The organism is Serratia sp. TSA_7, assembly GCF_052692135.1.
On record NZ_JBQZFU010000002.1, the window covers coordinates 208,370 to 229,032 of the forward strand.

Here is a 20,663-nt window from a genome sequence, read left to right on the forward strand (position 1 = left end):
ACAGCTAATCGAGATTACAGAACGTCTACTGCGTTCAGGTCTTTGAAAGCCTGTTCCAGACGAGTAATCATCGAAGTCTGGGCTGCACGCAGCCATACGCGCGGATCGTAGTATTTCTTGTTCGGCTGGTCAGCGCCTTTCGGGTTGCCCAACTGGCCCTGCAGGTAAGCTTCGTTCGCTTTGTAGTACTGCAGGATACCGTCCCAGGTTGCCCATTGGGTGTCGGTATCGATGTTCATTTTGATCACGCCGTAGCCTACGGACTCTTTGATCTCTGCGTCGGTAGAACCGGAGCCGCCGTGGAACACGAAGTTCAGGCTGTTGTGCGGCAGGTTGAATTTCTTGGACACGTAGTCCTGAGAATCGCGCAGGATGGTCGGGGTCAGTTTAACGTTGCCTGGCTTGTACACGCCGTGCACGTTACCGAAGGACGCCGCGATGGTGAAGCGTGGGCTGATGGCGTTCAGTTTTTCGTACGCGTAAGCCACGTCTTCCGGTTGGGTGTACAGAGCAGATGCGTCCATATGGCTGTTGTCCACGCCATCTTCTTCACCGCCGGTGCAGCCCAGTTCGATTTCCAGAGTCATACCCAGCTTCGCCATGCGAGTCAGGTACTTGCTGCAAATCTCGATGTTTTCTTCCAGAGACTCTTCGGACAGGTCGATCATGTGAGAAGAGAACAGTGGTTTGCCGGTAGCGGCGAAGTGCTTCTCGCCGGCGTCCAGCAGGCCGTCCAGCCATGGCAGCAGTTTCTTCGCACAGTGGTCGGTGTGCAGAATAACCGGCACGCCGTAATGCTCAGCCAACTGGTGAACATGATGTGCACCAGAAATCGCGCCCAGAATCGCTGCGCCCTGCGGAACGTCAGTCTTCACGCCTTTGCCGGCGATAAACGCGGCACCGCCGTTGGAGAACTGAACGATAACCGGAGCACGTACCTTCGCGGCTGTTTCCAGCACGGCGTTGATGGAGTCGGTACCCACGCAGTTCACTGCTGGCAGCGCAAAGTTGTTCTCTTTAGCTACTGCGAATACTTTCTGAACGTCATCACCAGTGATGACACCCGGTTTTACGAAATCAAAAATTTTAGACATGTTACTTTGTCCTGTTTCGTCGGCCGTAGATGGATGTAAATCGATTTTTTCATGCCGCGCCGCCTTGGCCGCGCGGTATAAAACAAACGGGCGGCTTTCGCCTCCCGTTGTTTGAATTACTGCTTAGCACGCTCTTCCAGCATCACTACCGCCGGCAATGATTTACCTTCCACGAACTCCAGGAAGGCGCCGCCGCCGGTTGAGATGTAGGAAATCTTGTCAGCAATACCGAACATGTCGATTGCAGCCAGAGTGTCGCCACCGCCTGCGATAGAGAAGGCTTCGCTGTCTGCGATAGCGTTCGCGACAATTTCGGTGCCCCGACGGAAGTTAGGGAACTCGAAGACGCCAACCGGGCCATTCCACAGAATGGTTTTGGCGTTTTTCAACAGCGCTGCCATTGCAAAAGCCGTTTCGTCGCCGAAGTCCATAATCTCTTCGTTATCAGCGATGTCTGAAACGCTTTTCACCGTTGCCGCGGCGGTTTCAGAGAACTCTGTGCCCACGCGTGAATCGGTTGGAACTGGAATGCCGTACTGATCGCGCAGATCTTTTGCCGCAGCAACGAAGTCTGGCTCGTACAGTGATTTGCCCACGTTGTTTTCGATAGCAACGAAGGTATTTGCAATGCCGCCGCCGACAATCACGGTATCCGCGATTTTCACCAGTGATTGCAGAACGTCGAATTTGGTAGACACTTTAGAGCCGCCAACGATAGCGACCATTGGGCGAGCCGGGTTACCCAGCGCTTTGCCCAGAGCTTCCAGCTCGGCAGACAGCAGCGGGCCTGCACAGGCAACAGGAGCAAACTTGCCCACGCCGTGAGTCGAAGCCTGCGCGCGGTGCGCGGTGCCGAAAGCGTCCATCACGTATACGTCGCACAGCGCCGCGTACTTCTTGGACAGGGTTTCGTCGTCTTTCTTCTCGCCCTTGTTGAAACGGACGTTTTCCAGCACGACCAACTCACCTTCTGCAACGTCAACGCCTTCCAGGTAGTCTTTAGCCAGACGTACCGGGTTTTTCAGGTGTTCTTTCAGGTAGTTTACAACCGGCAGCAGGGAGAATTCTTCGTTGTATTCGCCTTCGACAGGACGGCCCAGGTGGGACGTTACCATCACGCGAGCACCTTGTTTCAGCGCAGCTTCAATCGTCGGCAGGGAAGCACGGATACGTGCATCGGAAGTCACTTTACCGTCTTTCACTGGAACGTTCAGATCGGAGCGGATCAGAACGCGTTTACCTGCCAGATCCAGATCGGACATGTTAATTACAGACATGGTGAACCCTCTTGGTTAAATCTCTATAAAGTTGCCTGAGCGACGCACCGGCAAACTGCCGATGCCGCCGTACTAGAAACCGCTGGCGGCCATTGCCCGTGTTGTATCCAACATCCGATTGGCAAAGCCCCATTCATTATCGCACCAGACCAAGGTCTTGATCAGGTGCTGCCCGCTGACCCGGGTCTGCGTACCGTCGACGATAGCGCTATGCGGGTCGTGGTTAAAATCAATCGAGACCAATGGCAGTTCCGTGTAATCGACTATACCACGAAAAGATCCCTGTGCGGCCTTTTGCAACAGCTGGTTGACCTCTGTCACTTTTACCGCCGAACTGACGCTGACGCTGAGATCGATGGCCGTCACGTTGATGGTCGGCACGCGCACGGAAATCGCTTCGAAACGATCGCAAAACTGCGGAAAAATGCGGGTAATGCCGGCGGCCAGCTTGGTGTCGACCGGAATAATCGACTGGCTCGCCGCGCGGGTGCGCCGCAAATCCTGATGATAGGCGTCTATCACCGGTTGATCGTTCATCGACGAGTGAATGGTGGTCACGGTGCCCGATTCGATGCTAAAGGCATCGTCCAGCAGCTTGATCACCGGAATAATGCAGTTGGTGGTGCATGACGCATTGGACACGATACGGTGTTCCGCCAGCAGCGTCTGATGATTGACGCCAAACACGATGGTCGCGTCCAGATCGTTGCCGCCCGGGTGGGCGAACAGAACCTTCTTCGCGCCTGCCGCCAGATGGGCCTCGCCATCTGCCCGGCTGCCGAACACGCCGCTGCAATCCAGCACCACGTCGACGCCCAGCTCGCTCCAGGGAAGCAGCTCTACCGCCGGCTGATGCAGCAAACGGATAGTGTCGTCCCCGACGGTCAGCATGTCGCATTCCTGGCGTACGTCCCAGGCAAAGCGCCCATGGCTGGAGTCGTATTTCAACAGGTGGGCCATCCCCTCGGCGTTCGCCAGTTCGTTGATCGCCACCACGGAAATTTCCGCTCTACGTCCCGATTCATACAGTGCGCGTAAAACGCTGCGGCCGATGCGGCCAAAGCCGTTTATCGCTATGCGGATGGTCATGCTGCTCCTGAAAAAGGGCCTTCTTCCGCCGGGCGCGTTCACCGGCATCGAGAGGGCACTGGCTGGTTATCTGACTAACCTGCATAGAGTAGTGTATCGCACCGCCTGCTGTGAATCGCCGCGTAACATTATTCCTTTCTGCCGGTGGATCTTCACCGGCGTCACTCGGGCATTTCTGCGAGATACTGCTACAACTGAAACGCTTCAGCCGAGCATAAACCAAAGTTTTGCCAAAAGGAACAGGTGCAGCAAGCCGGTGGGCAACGCGAGAGGGTTTTGCGAGAATAAGATGATCTAGCGCACACTTTTGACTTAAGACGGCACCAAAGCCCGACAATGAAACGCTCAACTTTTAGCCAGCATGCCGCCCCCCATTGCAGGGTGCGGCCATGCCGATATTATTCTTTGGGGAAAACCCACAGGTGCTCTGCCGGTAACGATAACCTGCACAGCGCCTGCTCGCGAACCTCGCTGCCATAGGCACGCACCACAAAATCCTCGGCCACCGTGCGGAACAGATATTCCCAACGATCGCCAAGATACATGCTGGTCAGCAGAGGCAGCTCAAGTTGATTGCCCTGCGGATCGTCCCCCAGATGCACGCGTTCGACACGGATCACCGCCGTCCCCTCTGCGCCGGCTTTTACCCCCGCGCCTGCCATGCCCCACAGCGCCCAGTCTTTGCCTTCGATACGCGCTTTACCGTCACTCACCTCCGTGACCTTGCCGTACAGGCGATTATTGCTGCCCATAAACTCGGCGGTAAACAGGGTCGAAGGTGAACCGTACATTTCCTGCGGTGTACCTTGCTGTTCGATTTTCCCGTTGTTGAGCAGCAAAATACGGTCGGAAATCGCCATCGCCTCATTCTGATCGTGGGTCACCATCAACGCCGACAGGCCAAGCTTGATAATCAACTCGCGCAGAAACACCCTCGCCTCTTCACGCAACTTGGCATCCAGGTTAGACAAGGGCTCATCCAGCAGGATCACTGGCGGGTTGTACACCAGCGCCCGGCCAATCGCCACGCGCTGTTGCTGGCCGCCGGAAAGTTGGTGCGGATGGCGCTTGCCCAACGCCCCCAGCCCAAGCTGATCGAGCACGCCCTGCACCCGCTGGCTAATTTCCACCGAGGCGACTTTGCGTAATTTCAACGGATAGGCAACGTTCTCAAACACGGTTTTATGCGGCCATAACGCGTAAGACTGGAACACCAGCCCAAGGTTGCGCTCTTCGGCCGGGATCTCACTGCGCGAAGCGCCATCGTATACGGTATTGCTGCCGATGATAATGCGACCCTGCGTCGGCTTTTCCAGCCCGGCGACCGCACGCAGCAAGGTGGTTTTCCCACTGCCCGACGGGCCCAGCAGCGAAACCACTTCACCCCGTTTCAACTGCATCGAAACGCCTTTCAGCACCGGGTTGTCGCCGTAGGTCAAATGCAGATTTTCTACCGAAAGTTCAATCATGTAATTTCACTCCAAAGCGCAGGGCGATACCCAGACCCAACACCACCAACAGGATGTTGATAAAGGAGAGCGCCGCAACGATATCAATGGCACCCGCCGCCCACAGCGAAACCAGCATCGATCCTATGGTTTCCGTGCCCGGAGAAAGCAGATACACCCCGGTGGAATACTCGCGTTCAAAAATCAGGAACATCAACAGCCACGAACCAATCAGGCCGTAACGCGACAGCGGAATGGTGACGTGTCGGGTGATCTGGCCACGGGTCGCCCCGGCGCTGCGCGCCGCTTCTTCCAGTTCGGGGCCAACCTGCAACAACGTGGAGGAAATCAGCCGCAGACCGTAGGCCATCCATACCACGGTATAGGCCAGCCAAACGCTGAAGATGGTGCTGCGCAAGGAACGCAACCAGACGATCAGGTTCTCCCGCAACCACTCGGCCACCGGCAGCGCCGACAGCCAGCCCTCTTTCAGTGATTTATCCAGCCACATCGGCAGGAACAGGAATACCCACAGGAAAGCCAGACCGGCCAGCAGGCCCGGCACCGCTCGCGGCACCAGCACGCTGTAGTCGAGGAAACGGGTCGCGCCGTCGGGCTTGCGGTGCATGGCGATGCCGATAAACAGGTAGCAAGCCACCGCCAGCGCGCCACCGAACACCCCAATCGCCATTGAGTTGACAATCGCCCGCAGCAAGTTGGGTTGCTGCCAGATGGTGCGGAAAGTATTGAGCGACAGTTCGTCCCAGATGGAAACGCCCACGCCCCAGTTGGAGATAAAGGCACGCAATACCACCCCCACCAGCGGTACGCCGATGGTGACCGTCAGCCAGAACACCACCACGGCACCGGCGACCCAGCGCCATTTACCCAGCGGCAACGCGCGGGCCTGCGAAGCCTTGCCTTTGACGGTAACGAAACGGTTGGCGGTACGCATCAGACGGCGCTGCAACATCACCAACGGAATGGTGATGCAGATCAGCACCACCGCCACCGCCGCCATCAAATGGTAAGACGGCGTACCCAGCTTATTGGTCAGTTGATACAGGTAGGTCGCCAGCACCAGGTTGCCTTCCGGGTCACCCAGCACCAGCATCAGGCCGAACACTTCCAGCCCCAGGAAGAACAGCAGCACGCCGGCATAGAGAATGGACGGCCGCACCATCGGCAAGCTGACGGCGGTCATCACCTGCAAGGGCGAGGCCCCCGCCGTGCGCGCCGCTTCTTCCACGTCGGAGCCTACGCTGCGCAGCGCCGAAGAAATGTACAGATAGGCGTGGGGCACATGCGTCAGCCCGGCGATGACCACGATGCTGGACATCGAGTAGATATTCCACGGCACGAAGCCCAGCAGCGCCTCCGCCCACAGCGAGAAAAAACCCACCGGCCCGGCGGCCACCACGTAGCCAAACCCCAGCACCATCGGGGAGACAAAGATCGGCACCAGGATCAGCGGCTCAATGAAGCGGCGGCCGGGCAAATCGGTTCTGACCATCAAAAAGGCCAGAATTCCCCCCAACGGAATGGCGATCACCACCAGCCCGAAAGCCAGAATAAAGCCGCTTTTCAGCGCCTTGTAAAAGTCGGGGTCGGTAAAAATAAACTGAAACGCCTCAAGGCTGAACACCTTGGATGGAGAGAAAAAGGGGGCAGAGAGGAAACTTTGAATCACGATAAACGACAGCGGCACATAGATAACCAATGCAGTTATCAACACCACCAAGCCGCGTGGCAGGCTTTGCCACTTTCTACGCCATGCTTCCATAAAATATCCCAATGGTTGTAAACGACGACGACCAAAGGGCGCGCGCCGACGTGGCAGACGCGCGTCCGGATCCGGTTATTATTTTGCCGCGGCGGTACGCCACTGCTTGATATAATCCAGGCGTTTGGCCGGCTGCAGATACTCCAACAGACTCTCATCTACCGGGATAGGTTTCAGCGCGTTGCCGAGCATTTTGGTCATGCCTTCAATGTCGTTCTTGCCTTCTATGTCATTGCGGATGGAAGGAATGTCCGCCTGATTGGCAAGTATGCTTTGGCCTTTTTCCGACAGCACGTAGTTAAGCCACAGTTTCGCTGCGTTAGCGTTGGTCGCCTCTTTGCTGATAAAGGACACGCGCGACAGCACCAGCGTGTAATCCTTCGGATAAGAAATACCGAGCGAAGGGTCGGTTTTGGCGCGCGCCTCGGCATAAGAACCCAGAATGTTGAAACCGATCAGGTTCTCACCGGATGACACCCTTTCCATCATGGTGCCGGTGGAGGACTGCACCGCCAGGCCGCCTTTGGCTACGTCAGCCAGGGTAGCGAAATAGTGCGGATCGGCCTTGGAGTCCTGTACTGACAACATGAAACCCAGCCCTGACTTTTCGATGTCATAGGTGGTGACTTTCTTTTTGAACTTGTCGGTCTGGCTGGCGATCAGTTTTGCCAGTGCGGCGTGCGAGTCCGGTACGTCACCCTGCGGGATCAGCCGTTTGTTATAGATGAAGACCACCGGCTCATAGGTGGTGCCGTAGGCCTTCTCTTTCCAGACCGCCCATTTCGGCAATTGGCCCTGTTCCGGCGAGGCGTACTCCTGCGCGTAGTCGGTCGCCAGTTTCAGCGCGGTGTCCATCGACGAGCTCCAAACCACGTCGCCGCTGGTGCCGCCCGCCGCCTGTTCGCTGATGTAGCGGTTGTATAATTCGGTGCTGTTCATGTCGTTGTATTCGACTTTCACGCCCGGATACAGAGCTTCGAACCCCTGAATCAGCGGGCCGGCAGCTTTGGTGTCGGTGGTGGAATACACCACAACCTTGCCTTCTTTCTTCGCGCCATCGACTATCTTCTGATAGTCAGCCGGATAGCCTGCCGGGAAGTCGGCATAGGCAGGCGCTGCCCCCAGTACCGCGATCGCAACCACAGACGCACTGATTCTTGTCAACATGATCAACTCCTGGTTACATTTAAGAAACTAAAAATTAACATATAGTTAATCCTCGTTCTTAAGCAACGCCGTTGATTTTTTATCTTCGCGTTTTGTGAAGTTAGGCATTTTTTTGGGCAATAAAAAGCCCGAACACAGTACGATGCCGGGCATCCAAAGGGTGAAAACATTTAAAAGTTGTCGGCCAATTTTTATATAAATTGGCGTAAGAACTCAATTTACGACTGAAGTTATCGAGAAAGAAAAGATAATTGTCAGCGCAACCAAAGGATATCCTTCGCCTTATCAACGCCAGTTCACTACCTATTTTTTATTAGTAATAACAACCCTGGAATATTAGTCCGCTACATCCATATCAGGAATAAATGAACCGATATTATAGGCTTCTAGCTTTGGCACTTTATTAACGCCATGCTCAAAATTAAAAATCGTAATTGTTCCTGGCGTTGCCGGTAACAACTGTTCTGGTGCCAGATTCAAAAAAACCTTACATGCTGCGCGAATAACGCCACTATGAACAACTGCCAAAATATCGCTATCTTCTTCGTTCACCCAGAAACTCAGTGCCGAACCTATACGCAGGCAAAAGTCGGCCCAGCTTTCTCCTCTTGGGGGGGTGTAATCTCCAGAGCGCCAATTTCTATATTTCTCTGATGCAGACTTAATCAATTCAGGTTTTCGTAACCCCGTCCACTCCCCCATATTGATTTCTCTTAATTTACTGTCGGGAATAGCATCCGGATAACCCACGATTTCTGCAGTTTGCAGCGTTCTTCCCAAGTCAGATGAGACGACACGCCGAGGGGCCAGTAAACGAACGAATTCTTTTATGGATTCAGTCTGTTTAACCCCATTCGTGGATAGGCATGAGTTCGCGTGTCCCTGAAGGCGTGAATCCATGTTCCACAATGTCTCTCCGTGCCTGAGCAAAATAAGTCGCATAATATTATTCCTTTGTAAAACCCATCACAGCCCGTATCCAAGAATCCGGAACCAGGTAAAAATAGCCAGTGAGATCAATGATGCGCAAATAAAACAGGTTATTAACCCGTACTTCATTTGATCGAGTACACTGAAGAAACCGGCAGAAAAATAAATTGTATTTACTTTCGAATGAGGCGGCAGAGTAATAGTATATGTGAGCGTAAATGATGCTGCGAGGGCAAGCGTTACCGGATCCATTCCCAGTGTTTTTGCCAATGCAATGATAGAAGGTATTAATATCGTAGTTCTGACTGTCTTACTGGTGAAGATTAAATGGCTGTACATGCACATAAACACGACAACAATATAGACAAGATATGAACTCATGTTTTCAATGCCAAGCCCATAGACCAACTTCCCGATTAACCACTCTGCTCCCCCAGTAGACTCCAGCGTATTCCCTGCAGCATAAGCGCCTGCAGCGAATATCATTAAATCCCATTTAATATTAGCTTCAGACCAATTTAACAAACCTATTCTTGGCATCAAGCAGAGAATGGCTGCAATCACTGCCGTCATATAAACACTTATTTGAAAACCAAACATTCCCTGATGATAGCTTTCTGTCGCCCAAAGGACGACTGCCATCACAAAAATGTACATGGCTTTTCTTTCATTTTTTGTTAATTGACCCAGTTCTGCTCTTTCTGCTTTAAGTTTCTCTAGTGCTCCAGAAAAATCAACCTCCCCTTTAAATGAATAGAGTTTTAATCCAATTAAAAATGAAAGAGTCATTCCAACAATCGCAATGGGGAAAGAGGCAATAAGCCAATCCATATAGCCGATCGAACCACCTGCCTGAGAGTTAATAAAGCCAACCGCAATGATATTTGCAGCAGTCCCCGTCATAACGCCGGAAGTAGCAATGGCATCGGCCTGTACTCCTTGAAGCATCATCACTTTGCCAAAATTGCTTTTTCCTGGTGTGGCTTTGTAAATTTCCAATAAGATCATACAAATTGGCACCATCAACGTAGCACGAGCCGTTGTTGAAGGGACAAAGAAGACCAAGCAGAAGTTGATAATGATAAGTACAAAGAGTGCTTTTTTGGGGGTTTGGCCAAACCTTGTAATCATCCATAAAGCAAAACGACGGGCAATATTTGATTTGATCATCGCAGAGGTGAGCACAAATGCAGAAACCATCAACCAAATAACATCATAGCCGAGTGTAGCGAAGACGATTTTCTCTTTTGCCACCGTGCCTGTTAAGGGAAGCAAAACGATGACAATCATTGATGTCAGATAAATAGGCAAAGACCCACATACCCATAATGTCAAGGCCGCACAAAATATGGCAATCGCCTTTTGCCCCTCCAAACTGAGTCCTTGAGGCGTCTGGATATTTATTATAACCAGTAGGATAAATAGCGAAGCAGGGATCCCAATGTTTTTTAATGTCAGTTTTTTTTCGGGCTTTCGTGTTGAAGATGGTGCTGGTTTAACAAGTATATCGTTTACCTGCCTGTCAGTCTTTTCCATAACCGAATCCTCTTTATCGTAGGGTAGAGGCGCTCAGTATAGGGTTGTTGAGGCATATTGAAAATTATATTATAATATAGATATCATAAATTAATTTTATGGACTGGTATGAATTTAAATCAAATAGAAGCTTTTTTGGTATTATCTGAATGTCTAAGCGTGACAGAAACGGCTCAGCGTTTGTTTTGCACGCAACCCAGCATCAGCATAAAAATTCGCAAGCTTGAGGAGGATTTGAAAACGGTTCTTTTTGAGAGAGTCAATAATCGCTTATTCCTCACGCCTCAAGGAACGATATTCAAACAGTATGCCATCCAGATTATGAATCTGATAAAAGCATCAAGGGAGCATGTTAAACAGTTTGATAACCCATTACATGGCACAATAAAGTTCGGCGCAAGTAATTTTGCCGGTGTTTATTTGCTTCCAAAAATAATGGCGATATATAAAAAAGAAGCACCAACAGTAAATCTGAGCATGGATATATCTACATCCAGCCAACTTATTCAGAAATTAGAATCTCAAGAACTTGAATTTTTAATTATGTCTGATCATATTTATATTGATGCAGAAAAATATAAACTGGATACATTTTTGACAGACCCACTGGTTGTTATTTGTTCACCTTCGCATCGATTGGCAAAAATTGGCCATTGTCAGTTTTCAGATATCGAGTCGGAAACTTTTTTAATAAAACCAGAACACTCCGCAACACGAGACTTTATATTAAGTCGACTTGAAGAGGAGCATAAAACACTGCGTAATGTTATGGAAATAAGTAGCCTGGAAGGAATTAAGCAAGGTGTAATTCATGGGCTTGGCATCTCGATTGTCTCTAAACTTGCAGTTTTACACGAAATTCGTGCTGGAGTTTTATGTGAGATAGGGTTAGACGACATGACTTTCTCAAGAGGAATTCGTTATGTCCACCACAAAGATAAATACATTTCTCCAGCCACCAGAAACTTCTTGTCTGTATTAACCAAACAGTCAAACATGTAAGCATGCAAAAAACCGGTAATCCCGAACGGCACAAAAACAAAAAAAGCACCGAAAGATTGAACATTCGGTGCTTTTTATATTATCTGAATTTCCGTTATTCACTCTATCACTAGAAGATTAAGTGAACGCCATTACGGTAATTTCAGGCCCTTCAGTGGGCTTGCGCGATGCCTCTTACTTCAGCAGCGCCTGCGCCTTGGCCACCACGTTGTCCACGGTGAAACCGAACTCTTTGAACAGCTGGTCTGCCGGAGCCGACTCGCCAAAGGTGGTCATGCCCACGATGGCGCCGTTCAGGCCCACATACTTGTACCAGTAATCCGCGATACCCGCTTCCACCGCCACGCGCGCCGTTACCGAAGACGGCAGCACCGATTCACGGTAGGCCGCATCCTGCTTGTCGAAAGCGTCGGTCGACGGCATCGACACCACGCGCACTTTCGTGCCCGCTGCACTCAGCTTGTCTGCCGCTTCCACCGTGATGCCCACTTCCGAACCGGTCGCAATCAAAATCACTTCCGGCGTGCCCGCGCAGTCTTTCAGCACGTAGCCGCCGCGGTACACATTCGCCAGTTGTTCGGCGGTGCGTGGCTGCTGCGTCAGGTTCTGGCGCGAGAAAATCAGCGTGGTCGGGCCGTCGTTGCGCTCGATGCCGTACTGCCAGGCAACCGCCGATTCCACCTGGTCACACGGGCGCCAGGTGCTCATGTTCGGGGTCACGCGCAGGCTGGCGATTTGCTCGACCGGCTGGTGCGTCGGGCCGTCTTCGCCCAGACCGATGGAGTCGTGGGTGTAAACGAACACATTGCGGATTTTCATCAGCGCCGCCATGCGCACCGCGTTACGGGCATATTCCACGAACATCAGGAAGGTCGCGGAGTACGGCAGGAAACCGCCGTGCAGCGCGATGCCGTTGGTGATGGCGGTCATGCCGAACTCGCGCACGCCGTAGTGGATGTAGTTGCCCGCCAGGTCTTCATTGAGCGGTTTGGAGCCCGACCACATCGTCAGGTTGCTTGGCGCCAGGTCGGCCGAGCCGCCGAGGAATTCCGGCAGCACCTTGCCGAAGGCTTCCAGCGCGTTTTGCGACGCCTTGCGGCTGGCGATGTTGGCCGGGTTGGCCTGCAGCTGTTCGACGAATTTCTGCGCGTCGGCTTTCCAGTTGGCCGGCAGTTCGCCGTTCACGCGGCGTTTGAACTCGGCAGCCAGTTCCGGGAAGGCTGTGGCGTAGGCGGCGAACTTGTCGTTCCAGGCAGACTCTTTGGCCTGGCCGGCTTCCTTGGCGTCCCACTGGGCATAGATGTCCTGCGGGATTTCGAAGGCGGCGTATTTCCAGCCCAGGGCTTCGCGGGTGGCGGCCACTTCGGCGGCGCCCAGCGCAGCGCCGTGCACGTCGTGGGTACCGGCCTTGTTCGGGGAACCGAAACCAATCACGGTTTTGCACATCAGCAGGGACGGCTTGTCGGTGACCTTGCGGGCTTCTTCAATCGCCGCCTTGATGGCGTCCGGGTTGTGGCCGTCGACGTGGCGCACCACGTGCCAGCCGTAGGCTTCGAAGCGCTCGGCGGTGTCGTCGGTGAACCAGCCTTCCACGTGACCGTCGATGGAGATGCCGTTGTCATCGTAGAACGCGGTCAGTTTGCCGAGCTTGAGGGTACCGGCCAGCGAACAGACTTCGTGGGAGATGCCTTCCATCATGCAGCCGTCACCCATAAAGGCGTAGGTGTGGTGGTCGACGATGTCATGGCCCGGGCGGTTGAACTGCGCGCCCAGGGTGCGTTCGGCAATGGCGAAACCGACGGCGTTGGCGATGCCCTGGCCCAGCGGGCCGGTGGTGGTTTCGACGCCCGGGGTGTAGCCGTACTCCGGGTGGCCCGGGGTTTTGGAATGCAGCTGGCGGAAGTTTTCCAGCTCGCTCATCGGCAGGTCGTAGCCGGTGAGGTGCAGCAGGCTGTAAATCAACATGGAGCCGTGGCCATTGGACAGCACGAAGCGGTCGCGGTCAGCCCAGTGCGGGTTGGTCGGGTTGTGGTTCATGTAGTCGCGCCACAGGACTTCGGCGATGTCCGCCATGCCCATAGGTGCGCCCGGATGGCCGGAATTTGCTTTTTGTACGGCGTCCATGCTGAGTGCGCGGATGGCGTTGGCAAGCTCTTTACGAGAGGACATGTTTTACTCCAGGTCGGATTAAAAAATCAGTCAAGTTTTCTATTTTCTCAGACTCAGCATTAAAACGGCAATCCCTAATGCCAAATGAGAGCGAGTTCACAACTTATTAGCACGATCGGCCGTTTTTTCGGAATAACACTATTCTCCCGATTGCTGACGTACACTAGTCTCATGCGACAAGATTTCCCCTAAACTACAATCGCATTCCCCCTTGTTACCATTACAGGAAGATGGCCTTATGAAGATTCGTACCTCTTTGATTGCATTAAGCATTGCCACTTTGGTAAGCGGCTGTCAAAACCTGAATACCGATACGCTGATGCAGTCTGGGGCGCAGGCGTTTCAGGCGGCGACGCTGAGCAATGACGACGTAAAAACCCTGAGTGTTAAATCCTGCGCAGAGATGGACAGCAAGGCACAAATCGCGCCTGCCGACAGCACCTACGCCAAACGTCTGAACAAAATCGCGGCGGCGCTGGGAGATAATATCAACGGCACGCCGGCCAACTACAAGGTTTACGTCACCAAAGACGTGAACGCCTGGGCGATGGCCAACGGCTGTATCCGTGTTTACAGCGGGCTGATGGACATGATGACCGACAACGAAGTGGAAGGCGTGCTGGGCCATGAAATGGGCCACGTGGCGCTGGGCCATACCCGCAAGGCGATGCAGGTCGCTTACGGCACCGTGGCGCTGCGCACTGCGGCATCCTCAACCGGCGGCATCATAGGTTCGCTGTCGCAATCGCAACTGGCGGATGTGGGCGAAAAACTGGTTAACGCCCAGTTCTCGCAGAAACAGGAAAGCGAAGCGGACGATTATTCGTTCGATCTGCTGAAAAAACGCGGTATCGATCCTAACGGCCTGGTCACCAGCTTTGAAAAACTGGCGAAAATGGAAGCCGGTCGTCAAAGCAGCATGTTCGACGATCACCCGGCCTCCGAAGAGCGTGCGCAGCATATTCGCGACCGCATCGCGGCAGGCAAGTAAACCTCAATGCCCGGCGTCCGCCGGGCATTTTTTATGTCTCAATACAATGACTTCTGCGGCGGCCCGGCGAAGGTCAGCGGCCCGATACTGTTCATATCCACCTCCACCACCGACGGCCCCGGATAGTTAATCGCTTCCGCCAGCACGCCCTTGAACTGCGCCGCACTGTCCACCTTCCAGGCCTTCAACCCCATCGCCTCGGCGACCAGCGTAAACGCCGGGGTATGCAGCTCGTTGTAATACTGGCGGCCGGCAAAGTATTTATCCTGGATGCCGCGCATCACGCCATACCCGCCGTCGTTCATGATAAGCAGCGTGATATTGGCCTGCTCCTGCGCCATCGTCGCCAGTTCTCCCAGCCCCAGCGCCAGCCCGCCGTCGCCCACCAGCCCAACCACCTTGCGCTGCGGGTTAGCGATCGCGGTGCCGATCGCCATCGGCAGGCCCATGCCGATCGCCCCGGCCAACGAGTGAATATTGCAAAGCGGCGAAATCGCACGGAACAAACGGCTGCCCCATACGCTGCCGGACACGGTGATATCGCGCACCAACAGCCCATCCTGCGGCAACGCGGCGGCAATGGCGTCGTTCAGTTTGGCGTATTCTCCCGACTGCTCGCGCAGCGCGCTTTCCGCCTGACGCACCGCAGAGGCGATCTCGGCATCCCAGTCGGCATTCACCTTCTCGCACGGGCTCAACCGGGCGGCCAGCGCGTTAAGCAATGCGGCGCAGTCGCCGTTGATTTGCTCATCGGCCAGATAGTTGCGGTTGCCCGCCGCCGGATCGATATCAATCTGCACCAACGGGCGCGGCAGCGGCAACGTCCAGGTGCGGGTTTCGTTGCTGCGCAGGCGCGAACCGGCCACCAGCGTCAGATCGCACTGCGTCAGGATCGCCTCAATGCTCGGCGAATTATGAAACGCCCGCAGGCTGCGCGGATGGCTGTCCGGCAGAATGCCGCGTCCGTGGGTGCTGGAGATCACCGCCACCCCAGCGTCGGCCAGCTTGCGCACCGCATCGCCGCAGGCAAGCGCCCCGCCCCCCAGCCACAACAGCGGCCGTTTGGCGCTTTTCACCCGCTGATACAGACGTTCTACCGCCTCATCATCCGCCGGCGGCAGCGGCGCGGGCGCTAACGGCCGGCTCAGCACCGAGCGGGATACCAGGCTGCTTTGAATATCGATCGGAATCTCTACCGCCACAGGGCCGCAAGGCAGGGTCTGCGCATCCAGGATCGCCCGCTGGATCACCGCCACCGCCTGCTCCGGGGAATTAACCCGGTAGGCGCGCTTGGAACAGGCGCGCAGGAAACCGAGCTGATCGCGGGTTTCATGAATAAACCCGGCATCGGCGTCCAGCCAGGCTTTTTCCACCTGGCCGGTAATGTGCAGCAGCGGCGTGTTGGCGTTTAACGCCTCGATCATCGCACCGACCGCATTGCCGGCTCCTGCGCCGGTGCTGGTCAGCGCCACGCCCAGGCCGGAAAAACGCCCGTGAGCATCGGCCATGGTGACCGCCCCCGCTTCACCGCGTGCCGGTACGAAGCGGATTTTTCCGCGCTGCCCCACCGCATCGGCAATCGGCAGATTGTGGATCGAAATGATGCCGTACATCGCCGACACCCCGTATTGCTCCAGCGTCCGGGCTATCGCTTCACCAACCGTTATTTTATCGCTCATCATCTGCCTTCTCATGTGTTCGTTGTAGGGGTACGCACCGTCGACCAAAGCTAATCGCTCCAGCGGTTCACCTGATGGCTCAGCGCCAGGTACAAGCTTTTCTGCTGCATGTAGGCTTTGATGCCGTGCAGACCCTTTTCGCGGCCCAGACCGCTCTCTTTGAAACCGCCGAAAGGCGTAGAAATAGAAAATGTTTTGTAGGTATTGATCCATACCGTGCCGGTTTCCAATTGCTCCGCCAGCGCCATTGCCCGTGGGAAATCACGGCTCCAGATCCCGGCCGCCAAGCCGTACACCGAGTCATTGGCCTGTTCGATCAATTGCCGTTCGTCGTCGAACGGCAGCGCCACCAGCACCGGGCCAAAGATCTCTTCCTGGCAAGCGCGGGCGCTGTTGCTCAACCCTTCGATAATCGTCGGCAGGTAATAGCTGCCGCCCGCCAGCAGCGGATCGGCCGGTGCCTCGCCGCCAATCACGACCCGCCCGCCCTCTTGCTGCGCCAGCGCCACATAGTCCGCCACGCTCTGGCGATGTTTGTCGTTAATCAGCGGACCAAGATGCACCCCCGGCGTCAGCGGGTTGCCCACCCGCAATCCCGCCGCCAGTTCACTCAGACGCGCCAGCAGAGGCTGGTACAGCGAACGCTGTACAAACAGCCGCGAACCGGCGATGCACGCCTGGCCGGCAGAGCTGAAAATGCCGTAGCAGATCCCACGCGCCGCCTGTTCCAGATCGGCGTCTTCCAACACGATGGTCGGCGACTTGCCGCCCAGTTCCAGCGAGGTGGGGATCAGTTTTTCAGCGGCAATATGCGCCAGATGGCGACCGGTACTGGTGCCGCCGGTAAAGGAAATCTTTTTCACCAACGGATGACGCGCCAACGCTTCGCCAATCACCGAGCCTTTGCCCGGCAGCACGCTGAGCAGCCCGGCAGGCAGCCCCGCCTGTTCGAACAGCTCCGCCAGTTTTAGCGCCATCAGCGGCGTGGCTTCGGCCGGCTTGAGGATCACCGCATTGCCTGCGGCCAGCGCCGGGGCCACCTTTTGCATTTCACTGGCAATAGGCGAGTTCCACGGCGTGATGGCGGCGATAACGCCCATCGGCTGATACTGGCTCAGGGTCATCACTTCGGCGCTGCGCTGGGTGGGCAGCTCGCCCTCCAGCACTTCGCAGGCGGCGGCGAAATAGCGGGCAGTGGCTGCCGCGCTGGCCACCAGACCACGGGTTTCCGCCAACGGCTTGCCGTTGTCGCGGGTTTGCAACTGCGCCAGCTGTTCCTGCTGCGCCAGTATCAGGTTGCTGACGCGATAGAGGATCGAGGCGCGCTGGTGCGGCACCAGCCCGCGCCACTCGGGGGCGCGCCAGGCGCGGTCCGCCGCTTCCACCGCCTCATTCACATCCTCAACGCTGGCGGCATTCAGCCGCGCATTGATGCTGCCGTCGGCCGGGAATACCGAGGCCATTTCATCGCCCCGGCCTTCGCACCAGCGCCCGGCCACAAAAATCTTTAACTTTTCCATGCTCCGCTCCTGCCGTTCAGGCAATAAAGCCACCGTCGATCAGACGGCGACAGGCTTGTACCGCGCTCAGCGCCGCCAGGGTTGATGTCTTGGGATTGCTCGCCAGCGGGTTGCCGCTCAGCTCTATATGGAACTCACCGAAGCTGCCGCGCACCTGCAGCCGGTGAGTATTGCGCCGGGTATGCGGATCGACCTGCAATCGCACCCGCGTAGCATCCATGCCCAGCCCGTTCAGCGCGATGGTCGCCGCCACGTTGGCGTTAGCCGGAAACAGCCGCGCCGCTTCGCGTGCCGACCCTTCAAAGAACACCCGCGCCTCGCTGACCGTATCGAGGTCGATCAGTTTTTCTGCCAGGCTGCCGCGCCAACTGGCGGGGCTTTTACTGGCCTGATAGGTGACGCTGTCCAGCCCGCCCTCGCGCGCCGACGCCAACCCGTCCATGCCCGCCACCGCACCGGACAGCACGATCACCCGCCCCTGATATTGCCGCCCGGCCTGCTGCAACCTGAGTTGCAGCGCCGCATCCGCCAGCGCACCGGTAGAGATCACCGCCAACGACCAGCCGCGTTTCACCACCGCCTCGCCAAACTCCGCCACCGCCTGCTGGCTGGCGCACTCCAGCACCAGATCCGGCTGCCCGGTACAGTGATCCGGGTGCGTCAAGGCCTGCACTTTGCCGTCGAAAGCGCTATTGATAGCCGCATGATGGGCCGCGCGCGCCACAATCCAGCCGACGCAGACGCCCTCCGGCAGGCGGGAAAGCACTTCCTTCGCCATCGCGCCGTAGCCAATCATCATGATGTTCTTCATTTTTCAGCTCCCAGCCATTACAGATGGCGGTTAAATCCGCCGGAGACGTCGAGCGCCGCACCTGTGGTAAAGGACGCTAACGGCGAGGCCAGGAACAGTAACGCCCGCGCCGGTTCCTGCGGCTTACCGAGGCGTTTCATCGGAATGCCGCGCCGTTCGGCGATCGCCGCCGTCCATTGCTCCCAGCTTTGATCCTTGTCGCTGCGCTCCTCGAAACGCCGCCGCCACTGGCCGGACTCGACCATGCCCAGCAGAATCGAATTAACGCGAATGCCCTTCGCCACCAGCTCTTTCGACAGCGTCAGCGTCAGGTTTAACAGCGCGGCGCGCGCCGCCGAGGTGGCGATCATGTGTTCTTCCGGCTGCAGCGCCAGCAGCGAATTCACGCAGGTGATTGAGGCAATGTCCGAGCGCTCCAGAGCCGGTAGAAACGCCTGCACCGGGTTAATCACGCCGAACAGCTTCAGCTCCGCCTCATGCAACCAGGCGTCGCGCGGCGTTTGGTCAAAATGGGCGACGAATCCCTGGCCGGCGTTATTGATCAACAGATCAACGCCGCCGAAGTGCGCGGTCACCCGTTCGGCGAACTGCGCCACCTGCTGCTCATCGAGCACGTCGCAGCACAGCGCCAGCACTTGCGCCTGTGGGAATTCATTGCGCAGGCTGGCTTCGGCGCCGGCCAGTTTGTCCGCATTGCGGCCGCAAAACGCCACCTTGGCCCCTTCCGCCAGCAGCAGACGCAGGGTTTCGAAGCCAATGCCCGACGAGCCGCCGGTGACGACCGCGACCCGATCCTCAAGCTGAAAATTCATGGTTGAATTGCTCCCGTAAAATCCTGCAGATAGCGGTTAAACAGCGCCGGCGCCTCGAGGTAGCTGGCATGCCCCGCGCCGTCAATCAGGCGCAGCGGCGCGTCATGCTGTTGCGCCAGCCTCGCGGCCGCCTCGGGGGGCGTGATGCGGTCTTTATCACCGCACCACACTTCCAGCGGGCCGCGATAGCGCGCCAAATAACGGCCGATATCCTCGTTGGCCAGCATCCAGGCGGCGCTGAGGAAACCCTCGGGATCGAGTTGCTGCATGCCATTGCGCACCCAGGCGATATTCTGAGCCGACGCCTCGTCACTCAGCAGCGCAGCCGCCCGCTGTTCGCCGTAGCCCAGCGGCCCCAACGTTTCAATCATCTGTTTGCGCTGGCTGTAAACCTGCCGGCGTTTTTCCTCCGGCGCCGTGGCATAGCCCTGTGCAGGGTCCGCCAACACCAGCCCGCACAACCCGTCCGGATAGCCTGCGGCATAGGCGCTGGCGATCAACGCGCCGAGCGAGTGGCCAACAATCAGCGGCTGCTCCAGCCCCAGTTCGGCTACCAGCGCGGCCAGCGCAGCGGCATAGGCGGCAGCGTCCGGCTCGGCGACGGCCAGCGGCAGGCTGCCGCCATAGCCGGGAGCGTCCCAGGCCAGCAGGCGGTGGCCGTCGCTCAACCCAGCGTCGTTAAACTGCTTGATCCACGAAGCTGAGCCTGAGCTGATGCCGTGCAGCAACACCACCGGTCGGCCCTGTCCCGCTTCGCGCCAACTGAGGGAGTACCCCCCGCAGCGCCGCTGCTGACGTTGTGCCAGGCCGTTCATCAGTTACGCTTCACTTTGGATAACGGGTGATCGGCCGGGTAGGTCGGCGTTTCCGGTTTGGCCGTGCCAAGCATCACGCACATCAGCGCCTCTTCCTCGCCGTGGTTGAACAATCCACGGTAGACGCCGGCCGGCACCGAGATCAGATCACGCTCTTTCAGCTTGGTTTCGTAGTATTCCGTACCGTCCTGGATCATCAGCGTGATGCTGCCTTTCAGCATAAAGAACACCTCTTCCACGTCGTCGTGCAGGTGCAGCGGCCCTTCGCATTTTGACGGCAGCACCATGGTGGAGAAGGTGAAGTTTCCCGCCGGAATGGTGTTGGTGTCGTTAACCACCCCGGTAGCACCGGTGCCGATGTAACGCATCTGCGCGCGACGGTATTTCGGGTCGTAGTCGGCCTGGAACTTCAACGCATTCCAGTCATATTTACGGCCTTCAAAGCGGGCGATACGCGATTCCACCCAATTCTCTATCGACTGATCCTGCGGCTTGACGCCGGCTTGTTTCTCAACCTGAGACATGTTGTCACTCCTCTGT

Annotated in this window: 17 protein-coding genes; 2 read left to right on the forward strand and 15 right to left on the reverse strand. The window is 56.3% G+C overall.

The window, feature by feature from the left end; translation table 11 throughout:
• Positions 1 to 14: 14 nt before the first annotated feature.
• The 8 genes from fbaA to ACUTQW_RS09940 form a co-directional block, all read right to left on the reverse strand.
• A complete protein-coding gene (gene fbaA / locus ACUTQW_RS09905) occupies positions 15 to 1,094 on the reverse strand; it encodes a class II fructose-bisphosphate aldolase (protein ID WP_004952575.1) in 1,080 nt (359 codons plus the stop codon).
• 116 nt (positions 1,095 to 1,210) lie between these two features.
• Entirely contained in the window at positions 1,211 to 2,371 is a 1,161-nt protein-coding gene (gene pgk / locus ACUTQW_RS09910) for a phosphoglycerate kinase (protein ID WP_006327784.1), read from the reverse strand.
• A 72-nt stretch (positions 2,372 to 2,443) separates the two neighbouring features.
• Positions 2,444 to 3,460 carry an erythrose-4-phosphate dehydrogenase gene (gene epd, locus ACUTQW_RS09915; RefSeq protein WP_004952579.1) on the reverse strand — a complete coding sequence of 339 codons (1,017 nt, stop codon included), beginning with the start codon at positions 3,458 to 3,460 and terminating at the stop codon, positions 2,444 to 2,446.
• 398 nt (positions 3,461 to 3,858) lie between these two features.
• A complete protein-coding gene (locus tag ACUTQW_RS09920; RefSeq protein ID WP_006327785.1) occupies positions 3,859 to 4,929 on the reverse strand; it encodes an ABC transporter ATP-binding protein in 1,071 nt (356 codons plus the stop codon).
• Positions 4,922 to 6,691 carry an ABC transporter permease gene (locus tag ACUTQW_RS09925; protein ID WP_020439713.1) on the reverse strand — a complete coding sequence of 590 codons (1,770 nt, stop codon included), beginning with the start codon at positions 6,689 to 6,691 and terminating at the stop codon, positions 4,922 to 4,924. The genes ACUTQW_RS09920 and ACUTQW_RS09925 overlap by 8 nt, the downstream gene beginning before the upstream one ends.
• A 78-nt stretch (positions 6,692 to 6,769) precedes the next feature.
• Positions 6,770 to 7,858, reverse strand: coding sequence for an ABC transporter substrate-binding protein (locus tag ACUTQW_RS09930; protein WP_006327792.1), 1,089 nt, complete (start codon positions 7,856 to 7,858; stop codon positions 6,770 to 6,772).
• 336 nt (positions 7,859 to 8,194) lie between these two features.
• Positions 8,195 to 8,800, reverse strand: a complete 606-nt coding sequence (locus ACUTQW_RS09935; protein WP_020439714.1) for a histidine phosphatase family protein — start codon at positions 8,798 to 8,800, stop codon at positions 8,195 to 8,197.
• Between the two features lie 24 nt (positions 8,801 to 8,824).
• Entirely contained in the window at positions 8,825 to 10,324 is a 1,500-nt protein-coding gene (locus ACUTQW_RS09940) for an SLC13 family permease (protein WP_006327797.1), read from the reverse strand.
• Between the two features lie 108 nt (positions 10,325 to 10,432).
• Between ACUTQW_RS09940 and ACUTQW_RS09945 the strand changes: the two genes are divergently transcribed.
• A complete protein-coding gene (locus ACUTQW_RS09945; protein WP_006327798.1) occupies positions 10,433 to 11,326 on the forward strand; it encodes a LysR family transcriptional regulator in 894 nt (297 codons plus the stop codon).
• A gap of 174 nt (positions 11,327 to 11,500) precedes the next feature.
• Here ACUTQW_RS09945 and tkt read toward each other — a convergent pair whose 3' ends face one another.
• The gene (gene tkt / locus ACUTQW_RS09950) at positions 11,501 to 13,495 is read right to left on the reverse strand and encodes a transketolase (protein ID WP_020439715.1); all 1,995 of its coding nucleotides are present in this window, start codon (positions 13,493 to 13,495) and stop codon (positions 11,501 to 11,503) included.
• 238 nt (positions 13,496 to 13,733) lie between these two features.
• On the opposite strand from tkt, the gene ACUTQW_RS09955 reads away from it, so the two are divergent.
• Entirely contained in the window at positions 13,734 to 14,486 is a 753-nt protein-coding gene (locus ACUTQW_RS09955) for a M48 family metallopeptidase (protein ID WP_004947785.1), read from the forward strand.
• Positions 14,487 to 14,524: 38 nt separating this feature from the next.
• Here ACUTQW_RS09955 and ACUTQW_RS09960 read toward each other — a convergent pair whose 3' ends face one another.
• Genes ACUTQW_RS09960 through ACUTQW_RS09985 form a run of 6 tightly spaced genes read right to left on the reverse strand, consistent with a single transcriptional unit; the run spans position 14,525 to position 20,647 of the window.
• On the reverse strand, positions 14,525 to 16,165 hold the full coding sequence (locus tag ACUTQW_RS09960) for a thiamine pyrophosphate-binding protein (RefSeq protein ID WP_006327810.1): 1,641 nt from the start codon (positions 16,163 to 16,165) through the stop codon (positions 14,525 to 14,527).
• Between the two features lie 50 nt (positions 16,166 to 16,215).
• Entirely contained in the window at positions 16,216 to 17,685 is a 1,470-nt protein-coding gene (locus ACUTQW_RS09965; RefSeq protein WP_006327811.1) for an aldehyde dehydrogenase, read from the reverse strand.
• A gap of 16 nt (positions 17,686 to 17,701) precedes the next feature.
• A complete protein-coding gene (locus ACUTQW_RS09970; RefSeq protein WP_006327812.1) occupies positions 17,702 to 18,496 on the reverse strand; it encodes an aspartate dehydrogenase in 795 nt (264 codons plus the stop codon).
• A gap of 17 nt (positions 18,497 to 18,513) precedes the next feature.
• A complete protein-coding gene (locus tag ACUTQW_RS09975) occupies positions 18,514 to 19,308 on the reverse strand; it encodes an SDR family oxidoreductase (RefSeq protein ID WP_020439717.1) in 795 nt (264 codons plus the stop codon).
• The gene (locus ACUTQW_RS09980) at positions 19,305 to 20,123 is read right to left on the reverse strand and encodes an alpha/beta fold hydrolase (protein WP_020439718.1); all 819 of its coding nucleotides are present in this window, start codon (positions 20,121 to 20,123) and stop codon (positions 19,305 to 19,307) included. Before ACUTQW_RS09980 ends, ACUTQW_RS09975 begins: the two co-directional genes overlap by 4 nt.
• Entirely contained in the window at positions 20,123 to 20,647 is a 525-nt protein-coding gene (locus ACUTQW_RS09985; protein WP_017893910.1) for a cupin domain-containing protein, read from the reverse strand. The genes ACUTQW_RS09980 and ACUTQW_RS09985 overlap by 1 nt, the downstream gene beginning before the upstream one ends.
• Positions 20,648 to 20,663: the final 16 nt, after the last annotated feature.